At 45.6% G+C, this 14,362-nt stretch carries 17 protein-coding genes and 1 pseudogene; all 18 read left to right on the top strand.

All coding sequences use genetic code 11. The features are described from left to right. The first annotated feature begins 10 nt into the window (after positions 1 to 10). The 18 genes and pseudogenes from KQI39_RS02570 (at position 11) to KQI39_RS02490 (ending at position 14,362) form a co-directional block, all read left to right on the top strand. Positions 11 to 946, top strand: coding sequence for an ABC transporter ATP-binding protein (locus tag KQI39_RS02570; RefSeq protein ID WP_216416207.1), 936 nt, complete (start codon positions 11 to 13; stop codon positions 944 to 946). Beyond that, entirely contained in the window at positions 861 to 1,619 is a 759-nt protein-coding gene (locus KQI39_RS02565; RefSeq protein WP_216416205.1) for an ABC transporter ATP-binding protein, read from the top strand. The genes KQI39_RS02570 and KQI39_RS02565 overlap by 86 nt, the downstream gene beginning before the upstream one ends. A 162-nt stretch (positions 1,620 to 1,781) precedes the next feature. Then, positions 1,782 to 2,276, top strand: coding sequence for a GNAT family N-acetyltransferase (locus KQI39_RS02560; RefSeq protein WP_216416203.1), 495 nt, complete (start codon positions 1,782 to 1,784; stop codon positions 2,274 to 2,276). A 14-nt stretch (positions 2,277 to 2,290) separates the two neighbouring features. Next, on the top strand, positions 2,291 to 3,571 hold the full coding sequence (locus KQI39_RS02555) for an MBL fold metallo-hydrolase (protein WP_253293036.1): 1,281 nt from the start codon (positions 2,291 to 2,293) through the stop codon (positions 3,569 to 3,571). A 73-nt stretch (positions 3,572 to 3,644) separates the two neighbouring features. After that, complete coding sequence (locus KQI39_RS02550) at positions 3,645 to 5,084, top strand: hypothetical protein (protein WP_216416202.1); 1,440 nt, start codon at positions 3,645 to 3,647, stop codon at positions 5,082 to 5,084. A 104-nt stretch (positions 5,085 to 5,188) separates the two neighbouring features. Then, the gene (locus tag KQI39_RS02545) at positions 5,189 to 5,512 is read left to right on the top strand and encodes a helix-turn-helix domain-containing protein (RefSeq protein WP_216416200.1); all 324 of its coding nucleotides are present in this window, start codon (positions 5,189 to 5,191) and stop codon (positions 5,510 to 5,512) included. A gap of 163 nt (positions 5,513 to 5,675) precedes the next feature. Then, a complete protein-coding gene (gene ureA, locus KQI39_RS17225; RefSeq protein WP_148446026.1) occupies positions 5,676 to 5,978 on the top strand; it encodes an urease subunit gamma in 303 nt (100 codons plus the stop codon). A 12-nt stretch (positions 5,979 to 5,990) separates the two neighbouring features. Next, positions 5,991 to 6,350 carry an urease subunit beta gene (gene ureB, locus KQI39_RS17220; protein WP_148446024.1) on the top strand — a complete coding sequence of 120 codons (360 nt, stop codon included), beginning with the start codon at positions 5,991 to 5,993 and terminating at the stop codon, positions 6,348 to 6,350. Positions 6,351 to 6,362: 12 nt separating this feature from the next. Beyond that, positions 6,363 to 8,084 carry an urease subunit beta gene (ureB, locus tag KQI39_RS02535; protein ID WP_216416198.1) on the top strand — a complete coding sequence of 574 codons (1,722 nt, stop codon included), beginning with the start codon at positions 6,363 to 6,365 and terminating at the stop codon, positions 8,082 to 8,084. A 106-nt stretch (positions 8,085 to 8,190) separates the two neighbouring features. Beyond that, a complete protein-coding gene (locus KQI39_RS02530) occupies positions 8,191 to 8,697 on the top strand; it encodes an AmiS/UreI family transporter (RefSeq protein WP_148446020.1) in 507 nt (168 codons plus the stop codon). Positions 8,698 to 8,715: 18 nt separating this feature from the next. After that, complete coding sequence (locus KQI39_RS02525; RefSeq protein ID WP_173762377.1) at positions 8,716 to 9,195, top strand: urease accessory protein UreE; 480 nt, start codon at positions 8,716 to 8,718, stop codon at positions 9,193 to 9,195. 9 nt (positions 9,196 to 9,204) lie between these two features. Further along, positions 9,205 to 9,918, top strand: coding sequence for an urease accessory protein UreF (locus tag KQI39_RS02520; RefSeq protein ID WP_148446016.1), 714 nt, complete (start codon positions 9,205 to 9,207; stop codon positions 9,916 to 9,918). Positions 9,919 to 9,937: 19 nt separating this feature from the next. After that, a complete protein-coding gene (ureG, locus tag KQI39_RS02515) occupies positions 9,938 to 10,546 on the top strand; it encodes an urease accessory protein UreG (RefSeq protein WP_216416196.1) in 609 nt (202 codons plus the stop codon). A gap of 17 nt (positions 10,547 to 10,563) precedes the next feature. Continuing rightward, a complete protein-coding gene (locus KQI39_RS02510; protein ID WP_216416194.1) occupies positions 10,564 to 11,367 on the top strand; it encodes an urease accessory protein UreD in 804 nt (267 codons plus the stop codon). Positions 11,368 to 11,526: 159 nt separating this feature from the next. Beyond that, positions 11,527 to 12,714, top strand: a pseudogene (locus KQI39_RS02505) (endonuclease Q family protein); the annotation flags it as partial. Positions 12,715 to 12,728: 14 nt separating this feature from the next. Further along, on the top strand, positions 12,729 to 13,178 hold the full coding sequence (locus KQI39_RS02500; RefSeq protein WP_148446010.1) for a metallophosphoesterase family protein: 450 nt from the start codon (positions 12,729 to 12,731) through the stop codon (positions 13,176 to 13,178). A 132-nt stretch (positions 13,179 to 13,310) separates the two neighbouring features. Further along, positions 13,311 to 13,673 carry a CidA/LrgA family protein gene (locus tag KQI39_RS02495; protein ID WP_148446008.1) on the top strand — a complete coding sequence of 121 codons (363 nt, stop codon included), beginning with the start codon at positions 13,311 to 13,313 and terminating at the stop codon, positions 13,671 to 13,673. After that, positions 13,670 to 14,362, top strand: coding sequence for an LrgB family protein (locus KQI39_RS02490; RefSeq protein ID WP_021977334.1), 693 nt, complete (start codon positions 13,670 to 13,672; stop codon positions 14,360 to 14,362). The genes KQI39_RS02495 and KQI39_RS02490 overlap by 4 nt, the downstream gene beginning before the upstream one ends.

The following is a 14,362-nucleotide window of genomic DNA, read 5'->3' as shown; positions in this document are numbered from 1 at the left end:
GAGAATAGAGATGGAACCATTGTTGAAGCTTGAACATGTGACAATTTCTTATAACGGAAAACCCGTTGTACATGATATCAGTTTTCAGCTGTATCCCGGAGAAATCCTGGGTATCGTAGGAGAATCCGGAAGCGGAAAGAGCAGTCTTGTAAAGGCTGTGGCAGGACTTCTGGGAAACGAAGGCATGGTTACAGAGGGCGATATCTGGTACCGGGGGAAAAATATTTCGGACACGCCGGAAAAGAAATTACGTGACATACTGGGGCCTGAGATCGGCTTTGTTTTTCAGGACTGCGGGGCAGCACTCTGTCCGATCCGACGTGTGGGAGACCAGATTTACGAGAGCATGTCTGCCCACAGAAAGATCAGCCGAAAAGACAGCGATGAGAGAGCTTCTGAGATCATGTCAAAAATTGGCCTGAAAGATCCGGGACGCGTACTGAAAAGTTATCCTTTTCAGCTGTCCGGCGGCATGAACCAGCGTGTGGGGATCTGTACAGCCATGATGCAGTATCCGTCTCTGCTTCTTGCAGATGAACCAACCAGTGCCCTGGATGTAACCGTGCAGAAACAGGTAGTGGAAGAACTGCTTCTGATGCGGAAGGAGTACGGAACGGGAATGATCGTGGTAACTCACAATATCGGTGTTGTTCGGAAAATGGCAGATAGCGTCCTGGTTCTGAAAGATGGAAAAAATATGGAATACGGAACCGTCAGCCAGATCCTGGAACATCCGCAGAATTCTTACACAGATCAGTTAATGTCTGCAGTTCCGGTGCTTGTGCGAAAAGGAAGAAACGGTGCCGGACAGACTGCCGGAGCGGGAAGTTTTGACAGACGTACGTGTGAAAGGGGACAACATGGAGGAATCTTTACTGGAAGTAAAACATCTGAAAAAAATATTCCATTCCGGGAAAGAAAGCTTTACGGCAGTGGAGGATATTAATTTTTTCCTGGAACAGGGAGAATGTCTGGGAATCGTGGGAGAATCCGGCTCCGGAAAAAGTACGGTGGCTATGATGCTGACTCATCTTACAGAAGTTACAGAAGGACAGATTTTTCTGCAGGGAAAAGATATCACACATGCGAAGGGAAAAGCGCTCCGGGAAACTTACCGGGAACTTCAGATGGTCTTCCAGACACCGGCAGGATCTTTTGATCCCAGATGTACCCTCGGGGATGGAATCGGGGAAAGTCTCCGGAATATGGGGATAAGTAAGAAGGAAACCAGGAACCGTGTGGAAAAACTTCTGCTTACCTGTGGATTGACTCCGGAGTATGCAGACCGTTATCCTCATCAGGTCAGCGGAGGGGAGTGCCAGAGAGCGGCCATTGCCAGAGCTCTGGCTGTGGAACCAAAAGTTCTGATCTGCGATGAGGCAACCAGCGCTCTGGACGTGACAGTACAGAAACAGATCATGGAGCTGCTTATGAAGCTTAAAAAAGAAAAACAGCTGTCCTTTCTTTTTATCTGCCACGACCTGGCCCTTGTCCAGCTGTTCTGCGACCGGGTGATCGTGATGAATGACGGACATGTGGAAGAAGAAGGAACACCGGAAGAGATCATCGAGAATCCGAAGACGGAGTATACGAAGCGGCTGATCGAGTCGGTGCTGTAGAGCCGTCTGACAAAGACGAAAGAATGAAGCCCTCAGTAGTGCGAATACTGAGGGCTTTTTTGTCGGTTACACGTTGACGCATTTTCCCTCACCCGATATAATTAAAAAAGAATCAAAACCGGATGAAAACGGAATAAATAATATAGAGGAGACCACAAAAAAATGGCAGAAAATTTACAGATCAGACTGGCAGATCCAAAGGAGGCAGACCGTCTGGCAGAAATCGAGGCAATCTGTTTCCCGCCTGCGGAGGCAGCAAGCCATGAGGACGTTGTGAACCGTATGGGAGCATTCCCGGAGAACTTTGTAGTAGCAGTGAAGGACGATCAGATCGTAGGATTTATCAACGGAGGAACCACAGATAAACCGGTACTTCCGGACGAATTTTATCATGATATCACTCTTCACAAAAAAGATGGAGAGATCCAGACCGTATTCGGGCTGAACGTGATCCCGGAATACCGTCATCAGGGAATCGCAGGGGAACTTGTGGAATACTTCAAAGATCTTGCGAAAGAACGTGGAAAAAAGGCCCTGATCCTTACCTGCAAAGAGCATATGATTCCATTCTATGAGAGCCACGGACTGAAGAAACTGGGTGTTGCGGATTCCTGCCACGGCGGAGCAACCTGGTATGATATGCAGATCTGGTTCTGAGAGAGGAAAAACAAATGAGAATACGAATGTACAATGTAGGATTCGGGGACTGTTTCTGCATTCGTGACAGAAAAAGCAGCCTGCTTGTGGATTTCGGGGCAGCCAACAGCAAGATCGAGGGACGGCCGCGTAGAGAAGTTTTTGACGTGATCATTTCAGACCTTACCACCATCCGCAAAAAAAATCTTCTTCTGACACATTTTCATCCGGACCACGTTTCCGGACTTCTTTATATGATGCGTTATCGAAGAGATGCCTACGAATTTGAAAAAATTTATCTTCCGGATGTGTTTTCCGGTCCGGAAATGAAGTACACACTGGCACTTCTGCTCCTTGCGGATGTGACAAAAAAAGCCAGCCTTCCGGGAAGACGTGTCAGCCTTTTTGCCCTGGCAGAAGCCCTTTGTGCCAGAAAAGTAAAGATCGATCTTTTATCCAGAGGTTCAGAGTTTGAGGGAAAATATACAGCGCTCTGGCCGGATGTCAGCGAAGTCAGCCGGGAGACAGAGGAGGTATTTAACTCCCTGATCGAGAATCACGAAAACGCCATGACAGAGCTTGTGAACATTGCGGAGGAAGTGAGAGAGCTGTTCCTGTCCATGACAGAAGATAAAAAAGAAGCCGGACTTTCATCGGCAGACGAGGATGCGGAGGAAGTTACAGAACAGCAGGAGAACGGAGAATCTTCTGCGGAGCACACACAGATAAAACTGGAATTTGACAGCGAAGAAAAAGAAGCCCTGGAAGACTCTGAAAAAGAAAAAATACGCCGCTTCAGGCCGGAAAAACTGGAAAAGAAATTCCGCGAATTACAGGCGACAGAAGAATTTCAGGCACTTCTGGAAAGTGCGGAAAAACAGGGGCATTCCCTGCGGCAGTTCCGCCATAAGATCAGTCTGGCATTCCAGAATACCAGCGATGGTGAACTGAACCTTCTGTTCACCGGTGACGTACAGCCACAGTACATGAAGATGATTGCAGAGAACTACGATGGAAAGATCCCGCTTCATGAGCATTACTGGTGCATCAAGGTACCTCATCATGGAACAGAATCCCATTTCTTTGATTTCAGCGGCTTTTCCCCGGAGAACATGATGATCCCCAACGGAGCGTACTACGACAACAGCAAAAAGAAATCCAAAAATCAGCGGACTTCCATGCAGTATGGCGGATTATTCTATATCAGTGATGCTCACATGTATTGTTCTAACTGTGACTGTTGTGACAGCTACGAAAATGGCTGTTCCTGCAGAGAGTATGATGTAATTTCGCCATCCTATTATAAGGATATCTGATTAAGGGCCAGAGAGAAAATTTTTTTATCTTCCTGATGAAGACAGAATGTATGAAAAAGAAAGAAGAGATTGTATGGATACAACAAATGAAAAACAAAGAGCAAAGAATCTGACCAGCCTGAATATTATTGCACTTCTTATTGCAATTCTTCCATTTCAGCTTACCTGGATTACTTATGCAGCAGGAATTTATTTTCCGCTTTCCTGGCTTTTGCAGCTTCTGGAGGCATTTGCAACAGGAATGGTTATTGTTTACGCATATCACAGAGAGTGGATGTATGTAATTATTTACGGCGTTTCCAGCACAGTTGGAAGAATTCTGCTCTGTCTGGTGCAGCTGAGCATGGGATATTACTTTTCTGGATGGAATATTATAGATCTGGTTGCGGGAGCTGCGGTTGCCGGTGCCCTGTTTCTGGAGGAAGAGTATCTTCAGGAAAATTCTTCCAAAATTTTTATTATGACAGGATCTTCCATAGTTCTTTCACTGCTGACACAGTGGATTTCCATATTCAGAATGCTGTTTTTTTACAGATATTCCATAGGAATTACAAGCTTTTCCCCTTCCCTCGATATATTAATAATATTGGGCGTTGTTCTGATGTTTCTTGAGGAAAGTGATACGTTTTACAGTATTTTCTGGGGAAAGACAGAACAGCCGGGCTGGATGCGACAGCGCCAGATAAGGACGTACAGAAACAGTGGTTCAGTTGTTGTACAGGGCAATGGAAACGGTTTGGCCGTGATTGGCGGAAATCTGTTTCTGGCATTTGCGATTTTGTATTCGCTGCTTCTGGCATATGATATTTTTTCCGGATTTTCCATATTTAAGATATTTTTCAGCATCTTCAGTATTCTGACCTGCGCCGGAATCTGGATGGCGTACAACTCCGTAAAAACCAACAGCCCCAGTTCTGCCGGATTTACAATGGTGTTCGTTATTATGATAATAAAAATTGTAGGAACTACACTTCTTGGCCTGGCGGTTACAGTGGGAGGTGCAATTGCGTGGTCGGCTTATGATACGGGAATTGCAATCGGCTGGGCCATTGGCTGGCTAGTGGTAGTTCTGATTACACTGGCTTATTATGGAACACTGGGAAAAACGGTAGAAGATCTGGCAAAAGCAGCCAAAGGAGGAAGAAACGGTGTTTCAACTTATATCTATTCCATGGTTGGACTGGGATTCCTTGCGTTCCGGAAACTGCTGACCCTTATCTGGTCGCTGGCGCTTGCGGCAACAGCCCGTGGAATTACCAATGGTATGTATGGATATGGAAATGATTTTTCGTCTTACATAGGACAGCTGTTTGACGAGGCTGGCCTGGGGTACAGCTATGGTTACCGGGCTTCCTCATCACTGACGCAGTCAATGATCCGGCCGCTGGCAGACTGGATTCAGAAAACGCTTGGATTATCCACAAATCCGCTTATTCTCATTGCAGCAGTTGCAATGCCAATACTTGAAATTATTATTCTGGTACAGATCCGTACAGCGGAAAATCGCAGATGACAGATAGCAAACAGATCTCTATGAGAGAATAATAAATCTCTTAAAGGCGATTTCCAACCTTCAATTATCCACGTATCCTTTTCAAAAAAGGAGTTGGAATACAAATGAAGGACGGATTATTAGGAGACACGATCCGACAGGCGAGAATGGACAATAAGATGACGCAGGAGCAGCTGGCAGAAGCGATCAATATCAGTCCCACACATATGAAACACATCGAAAGTGAACATAGGAAACCTTCCGTAGATGTACTGTTTTCCCTTGCGGATGTACTGAATTTTTCCATGGATGCCATGCTTATGGAAACGCAGTCTACCGGCCATGCAAAACGTGTAAATGAAATCAACCTGCTGATGAACAAATGCACAGATGAAGAGCTGGATATTTTTCTGGCAGCTTTGCGTGAACTGATGAAGCAGAAGAGATGAAGGGAATGATTTTGCCACAGGCGGCTTGACTTCCACAAAAAAATCATATATAATCCACTCATTAACGCAGACAAAGGAGTCTATAAATTCCTTTGCCTGCGTTTTTTATTTGGACTAAATTAGTCGGAACTAACCAATGACAGGCAAAAAGGAGGAAGAAACGATGAGACTTACCCCGAAGGAACAGGAAAAACTCATGCTCCATATGGCCGGAAATCTGGCAAAGGAGAGGAAGGAACGCGGACTGAAACTGAATTATGTGGAAGCGCTGGCTTATATAAGCTCAGAGCTTCTGGAGCTTGCACGTGACGGCAAAACAGTCGTGGAACTGATGCAGCTTGGAACTAAGATCCTCACAAAGGACGAGGTGATGGAAGGCGTGGCAGATATGCTTGGCGAAGTGCAGGTGGAAGCAACATTTCCTGACGGAACAAAGCTTGTGACTGTACACAATCCGATTCAGTAAGGAGGAATTGACATGAAAATTGGTGAAATCATTCCCGCAGACAGAGAAATTACACTAAACGAAGGGAAAAAGACCACAAAAATTCTGGTTGCCAACAAAGGTGACCGTCCTGTACAGGTAGGTTCTCATTTCCATTTTTTTGAAGTAAACAAATGCCTCTCTTTTGACCGTGAGGCCGCTTATGGATATCATCTGGATATTCCGTCCGGTACATCGGTACGTTTTGAACCGGGTGAAGAAAAAGAGGTACAGCTGACAGAGATGGGCGGCAGAAAACGCGTATTTGGGCTGAATGACCTGACAAGAGCAAGGGCAGCAGAGGACACTAAGAAAGCCTCCATGGAAAAGGCAGCATTAAAGGGATTCTTATAAGGAGGAACACAAATGAGCGTAAAAATTTCCGGTGAAAAATATGCAATGATGTACGGCCCTACAGTTGGTGACAAGGTAAGACTTGCAGATACCAGTCTTGTGATAGAGGTCGAAAAAGATTACACCACATATGGAGACGAGGTGAAATTCGGCGGTGGAAAAACCATTCGTGACGGAATGGGCCAGTCAGTAAAAACATGCAGCCGTGACGGAGATCTGGATCTTGTAATTACCAATGCCCTGATTGTGGATGCCACAGGAATTGTCAAGGCCGATATCGGAATCAAAGACGGAAAAATTGTCGGAGTCGGAAAAGCGGGAAACCCGGATGTCATGGATGGTGTGACTCCCGGAATGACGGTAGGGGCTTCTACAGAGGCACTGGCAGGAGAAGGTATGATCGTTACAGCTGGTGGTATTGACACCCACATTCATTTCATCAGCCCGCAGCAGATTGACTGTGCCCTGTACAGCGGTGTCACTACCATGATCGGAGGCGGAACCGGTCCTGCAGATGGAACAAACGCAACAACCTGTACTCCGGGACCGTGGAATCTTAAGATGATGCTGAAAGCTGCCGAGGAATATCCGATGAATCTTGGCTTCCTCGGAAAAGGAAACTGCTCCGATGAGGCTCCGCTGATCGAACAGGTAAAAGCCGGTGCCATGGGAATGAAGATCCATGAGGACTGGGGTGCAACGCCGGCAGTGATTGATCACTGCCTGAATGTTGCGGATGAGTATGACGTGCAGGTTGCCATTCATACAGATACCTTAAATGAGGGGGGATGTGTGGAGGATACCCTTGCTGCCATCGGTGGAAGAACCATCCATACTTACCATACAGAGGGTGCCGGTGGCGGACATGCGCCGGATATCATCCGTGCTGCAGCAGCAGGAAATGTTTTGCCATCTTCTACAAACCCGACTATGCCGTATACAGTAAATACACTGGACGAGCATCTGGATATGTTGATGGTATGCCATCATCTGGACAAAAAAATTCCGGAGGACGTGGCTTTTGCAGACTCCCGTATCCGTCCTGAAACCATTGCTGCCGAGGATGTTCTTCATGACATGGGAATTTTCAGTATGATGAGTTCCGATTCCCAGGCTATGGGACGTGTAGGAGAAGTTATCACACGTACCTGGCAGACAGCCAGCAAAATGAAAGATGAGCGTGGTGCCCTTCCGGAAGACGAAGGAAAAGGAAATGACAATTTCCGTGTAAAACGCTATATTGCCAAATATACCATCAATCCAGCCATTACGCATGGAATTTCCAGTTATGTAGGATCTGTTGAGGAAGGAAAACTTGCAGATCTTGTTCTGTGGAATCCTGCATTTTTCGGTGTAAAACCGGATATCATCATCAAAGGCGGAATGATCATCGCTTCCAAGATGGGCGATGCCAATGCGTCCATTCCAACTACACAGCCGGTTATGTACCAGCCAATGTTTGCTGCTCATGGAAAAGCAAAAAATGAGGCATGCCTTACTTTTGTTTCTCAGGCTGCATATGAGGCGGGTATTAAGGAGTCTTATGGCCTGGAAAAAACGGTTGTGCCTGTAAAAGGATGCAGAAACATTGCCAAGAAGGATATGGTATTCAACAACCGTACACCGGAAATTACCGTAGATCCTGAAACTTATGAAGTAACGGTAGACGGCGAGGCCATTACATCCAAACCTGCTGAGAAACTTCCGCTTACACAGCTCTACAATCTGTTCTAAAAGACACAGCAGATAATATTCGTTCGGACCGCAGTCTCCCGGGACGCTTAAGGGGCTCCGGGGACTGTTTCCGGACGGACAGACTTTACCATAGGGAGGAAAACAGATGTTAGGAGTATGCCTTTTATTTGTAGGAATTGTTCTGATCAATAATGGAATGTGTACCTTATATAATGTAGATGGAAAATCCGCCGCAGTTATGAATATTTTTACAGGCGGACTGTCTCTGTTTATTAACTTTGTAAACCTTGTACAGGGAAATTACTATGCGGCGGGAACAGGACTTCTGTTCTGCTTTACCTACCTGTTTGTCGCTTTTTCAAAAATTCTGAAACTGAATCCGGTTCCTTTTGCCTGGTTTTCCACATTTGTAGCTGTCAATGCAGTTGTATTTGGAACCATTGAGGGATTTTTGGGCAGCGAGGTTCTTGGAATTACACCGGATCTCCGGTGGGCAGGAATCTGGTATCTCTGGGCAATTCTCTGGGGAACAGCCTTTGTGGAGGACATCATGGGCAAAAAACTTGGAAAATTTGTTCCGGGGCTTCAGGTGTTTGAAGGAGTGGTTACAGCCTGGATACCGGGCGTAATGATGCTTCTTGGAGTATGGTAAAAACAGAGGAGAAAATATATGCTTTGTGAAAAAATTCTGGGAAAATTAAAGGATTTTGATCTGACCGGAAAAACGGTGGAATATGTGGATATTGAGTGGCATGAAGCGTTCAAGAAAATTCACAGAAAGATTACGGACAAAGACCGTGAAATAGGGATTCGCCTGGATGATTCCGTGCTTACAAGAGGACTTTTTCAGGATGATGTGATCGGTGAAGAGGATGGAGCGATAATTGCTGTGAATACACCGCCCTGTGAGGTAATCGAAGTATCTCTGGAACCGGGACATGAAAAATATGTGGCAAAAGTCTGCTATGAGATCGGAAACCGCCATGCACCGCTTTTCTGGGGAGACCAGGAAAACACATTTATTACAATCTATAATGAACCGATGATGGTTATGCTGGAAAAGATTCATGGTGTAAAAGCAGAGAAAAAGACTGTGAAACTGGACTTTGACCGGAGAATCTCAGCAGCTGTCCACAATCATCATCATTGAGGAATCTGTATGGATAAAAAGAAAGAAATCCGCCGTTTTTTTCTTCTGCAGGTAAATGATGCTCTTTTTCCAATCGGAGGTTATTCCCATTCCCAGGGACTGGAGACGTATATTCAGCAGGGAAGGGTTCATGATGAAAAAACGGCGGCAGAATATATCAGCAAAAAACTGAAACTGAATCTGGCCTGCACAGATCTTCTGGGGGTAAGACTGGCCTATGAGTATGCACTGAAAGAAGATGTGGATGCGCTGGATACACTGGAAGAAATTCTGGGTGCATCCAGAATTCCCATGGAACAGAGAGAAGCATCCAGAAAAATGGGTTCCCGCTTTACGAAGACGGTCTGCAAACTTCCACAGGAAAAAATTCCTATGGAAAAGAGAGAAGTTTTTGAAAAATATCTGGAAACCCGAAAGGGAAAACCGGTAAGCCACTGCTGTGCATATGGGGTATTTTGTGCCGCTCTTGGTATTGAAGAGGAAGAGACTCTTTATCACTATCTTTATGCCCAGACATCTGCAATGGTGACCAACTGTGTAAAGACTATCCCGTTGAGTCAGAGTGCGGGACAGACACTTCTCTGCGGGTGCTATGAGGAATTCGAAGAAATACTGTCCTATATTATGGACTGTACGGAGGACGATCTCTGCCTGTCCGCACCTGGATTTGATATTCGTGGAATTCAGCATGAGAAGCTTTACTCCAGACTTTATATGTCGTAAACAGAGAGGAGATTTTTTTATGTCATATGTAAAAATCGGTGTTGCCGGACCGGTTGGTTCCGGAAAAACAGCGTTGATTGAAGCCTTATCCAGAAAAATGGCAAAGGACTACAGCATTGGTGTTATTACAAACGATATCTACACCAAGGAGGATGCCCAGTTTCTTGCAAAAAACAGTGTACTTCCGGTAGAACGTATCATCGGTGTTGAAACCGGAGGATGCCCTCATACTGCCATCCGTGAGGATGCATCCATGAATCTTGAGGCTGTGGATGAAATGATGGAACGCTTTCCTGACATTCAGCTGCTCTTTATTGAGAGTGGTGGAGACAATCTTTCTGCAACGTTCAGCCCGGAGCTTGTCGATGCGACGATTTTTGTTATTGATGTGGCAGAAGGAGATAAGATTCCGAGAAAAGGAGGACCGGGTATTACCAGATCAGATCTTCTGGTGATTAACAAGATTGATCTTGCACCTTATGTTGGTGCAAGTCTTGAAGTTATGGAACGGGATTCCAGAAAAATGAGAGGGGAAAGACCTTTTGTGTTTACCAATATCCGCGGAGATGAGAACGTGGATACGGCTGTGGAATGGATCAAAAAGAATGTACTGCTGGAAGGTCTGTAAGAAAGGCGGGATAATTTTTGTCTGAGAATAAATTTGGAAAACTTTCCAGGCTTTCTCTGCGTACCGGATTAAGAAATGGAAAGACGATAATAGAAGATGTTGCTTTTACTGCACCTTATAAGATTATGAATCCCTTTCCAAAGAAAAACGGAGGAATCTCGGTAATGCCATTGTGTGCTTCTGCGGGGATTATGGAAGGAGACAGACAGGAGTTTGACTTTTCTGTGGCGGAAGGTACAGAACTGGAATTTTTGTCCCAGTCTTTTGATAAGGTTCATAAGATGAAAGAAGGAGAGGCTGTCCGTCACGTAAAGGCTCAGGTGGAGAAAAATGCGGTTTTTTATTATTATCCACAGCCTGTGATTCCTTATGCCCAGTCCGCTTTTGACAGTACTATGGAAATTGATCTGGCAGACGAAAGTGCCAGGTTGTTTCTGCTGGAAATTATTTCCTGCGGAAGAAAAGCATCTGATGAGCAGTTCCGATATCGGAAATTTTCGTCCAGAGTGAATATCCGACGGGGAAACCGGCTGATTTACAGGGATAACACACGTTATGTGCCGGATGAAATGGATATGAAAGGACTGGGAATGTATGAGGGCTGCACGCACATGGCAAACATATTCTTAAGTGGGCCGGCAGGCAATATGCAGGAGAAAATCTGGGAAATTCTGGAAGCTGAGAAAGAATGTGACGGTGGCGTGACGCAGCTGGTCCACGGAGATCTGGCTGTCCGTATTCTGGGACACCGTGCTCAGAAACTTCAGGAAGTGGCAGAGGAAATCAAGGCAGTTTTTGAAGAAAAAGAGAATCCCTTTTGAGGGGATTCTTTTTTTATGGGAATTATTTCATAACAGGAAAATGGAAAACAGGATGTACATGCCGCCGGTGGGAAATTATAATACAGGTAGGAATGCTTTACTACAGGAGGAAAAATTTTGAAGCAGATTGCAGATTTACACATTCATTCCAGATTTTCCATGGCAACAAGTAAAGACGGGACGATGGAGATGTTGGATCTCTGGGCCAGAAAAAAGGGAATTACACTGATTGGAACAGGAGATATGACACATCCGCTCTGGAGGCAGGAATTAAAAGAAAAGCTGATTCCGGCGGAGCAGGGCCTCTTTCGGCTGAAAGAGGAGTATGTTCTCCCCGAAGCCTTGCAGTATCCGGGAAACGTCCCCAGATTTGTGTTGTCAGGAGAAATCAGTTCTATCTATAAAAAAGACGGAAAAACCAGAAAGGTACACAGCCTGATCCTGCTTCCCGGATTCCATGAAGCAGATGCTTTTGCCGCAAGGCTTGAAAAAATCGGAAATATCCATTCCGATGGCCGGCCTATTCTGGGGCTGCCCTGCCACGATCTTCTGGAAATCATGCTGGAAGTCAGTGAGGAAGGCATGTATATTCCGGCGCATATCTGGACGCCACATTTTTCTCTGTTCGGGGCAAAATCCGGTTTTGATACCATAGAAGAGTGCTTCGGGGATCTGACACCGTATATTCATGCGCTGGAGACGGGATTATCTTCAGATCCGGTGATGAACTGGCAGATTTCGGCACTGGACGGTTATCAGCTGGTATCTCATTCAGATGCCCATTCACCATCCAAACTGGGAAGAGAGGCAGATCTTCTGGATATGGAACTTTCTTACGAAGGTCTGTGGAATGCTGTCCAGAAGGGGGAAGGGCTTGAGGGAACTATTGAGTTTTTTCCGGAGGAAGGAAAGTATCATTACGACGGACACAGAAAATGTGGTGTCTGTTTAAGTCCACGGGAAGCCGAAAAATATAATGGAATCTGTCCGGTCTGTGGAAAGAAACTGACCATGGGAGTGGATCACAGAATTCTGCAGCTTTCGGACAGAGATGAAGGTGCGGCTGCCATGCCGGAAAGTGGACGACCCTATGAAAGCCTTGTGCCTTTACCGGAGGTGATTTCCGCCTGTGTGGGATTTTCCACAGCAAGCAAAAAAGTTCATGGACAGTATGAAATGCTTCTTGGAAAACTGGGTGCCGAATTTGAAATTCTGCGTAAGGTACCCTGTGAAGATATCCGGACTGTGGGCGGGGCTTCCCTGGCGGAGGGAATTCGTCGCCTTCGTGCCGGAGAAGTTATACGGAAACCAGGATTTGACGGAGAGTATGGAAAGATAGAATTATTCTGACGGAGGAAGATATGAAAGAAAAAATTGGGATTATCTCAGATACCCATGGCCTTCTGCGCCCGGAGGTGCTGGAAATTTTGAAAGACTGTAAATACATTCTTCATGCGGGAGATGTGAATAAGGATGAGATTCTGGACGTGCTGCGTTCTATGGGAAACCTTTATGTGGTTCGTGGAAATAATGACAAAGACTGGGCAGAAAACCTGCGTACCAGTTTAAGCTTTACCATCGCCGGAGTGAAATTTTTTATGGTTCATAACAAAAAAGATGTGGCATGGGATCTGGGAGACACGCAGGTTGTAATTTTCGGGCACACCCATAAGTACTTTGAAAAGTACGTAGATGGCCGTCTGTGGCTGAATCCGGGAAGCTGTGGAAGAAGTCGTTTTGGAGGAGAGGTCACTATGGCGGTAATGACCGTGGAGGACGGACAGTATCAGATAGAAAAGATTATACTGTAGCTTTTTTGTACTTTATGGGAAACAATCCTTGTAATTTAAGATTTGGAGCGTATAATAAGAAAACGTTTAAAACAAAAAGTGGTAAGACCACTTTTGCAATGTCCGTTTGAAATGAATCAGGAGGGATGTAACATGAAGTACGTGCAGCAGTTCAGCATCATCCTGCTGATTTCCGTCATTGGAGAATTACTGAAAACTTTTCTCCCGCTTCCGGTACCGGCCAGTGTTTATGGTCTGGTGATTATGCTGGTGGCACTGCTCACAGGTATTCTGAAACTGGATCAGGTAAAAGGTGCGGCAGATTTTCTGGTTGAGATTATGCCGGTGATGTTTGTGCCGGCAGGTGCGGGGCTGATTACAGCCTGGAGTTCTCTGAAACCGATCTGTGTACCGGTTCTCATCATGACGTTTATCAGCACGGTGGTTGTAATGGTCGTAACAGGAAAAGTGACACAGGGAGTAATCCGAAAAGGAAAGAGAGGAACTGAAAAATGATGGAATTCATAAAAAACTCCGCATTTTTCGGAGCGATGATAAGTCTGATTGCCTATGAGATTGGTCTTATCCTGAAAAAGAAATTTAAAATGGCGATTTTCAATCCCCTTTTGATTTCAATCATCTGTGTCATTGGTGTTCTTCTGATATTCCACATTGATTACAATGATTATAACGAAGGTGGAAAATACATCAGTTATCTTCTGACACCGGCAACCGTATGCCTGGCAGTACCTCTTTATGAGCAGATCCATCTGCTGAAAAAGAATCTCAAGGCAGTAGCAGCCGGAATTATTTCCGGAACCCTGGCAGGACTTTGCAGTATTCTGCTTATGTCCAAACTGTTTGGTTTCAACCATCAGGAATATGTCACTATGCTCCCGAAGTCCATCACAACAGCTATCGGAATGGGTGTTTCCGAGGAACTTGGCGGCATTGTGACGATCACAGTTGCCGTGATCATTATCACAGGAGTTCTTGGAAATATGATCGCAGAGGTTGTGTATAAGATTGCAAAGATCGAGGAGCCGATCGCAAGAGGACTTGGACTTGGGACTTCCGCCCATGCCATCGGAACAGCCAAAGCCATGGAGCTTGGTCCTGTGGAAGGTGCTATGAGCAGTCTTGCTATTGCAGTGGCCGGTTTGCTTACTGTTGTAGGCGCATCGGTATTTGCCGGAATGATGTAA

It is taken from the genome of Blautia sp. MSJ-36, assembly GCF_018917985.1.
GTDB lineage: Bacteria > Bacillota > Clostridia > Lachnospirales > Lachnospiraceae > Blautia_A.
Note: the sequence above shows the minus strand (reverse complement) of the source record. Positions and strands in the feature narration are given on the sequence as shown.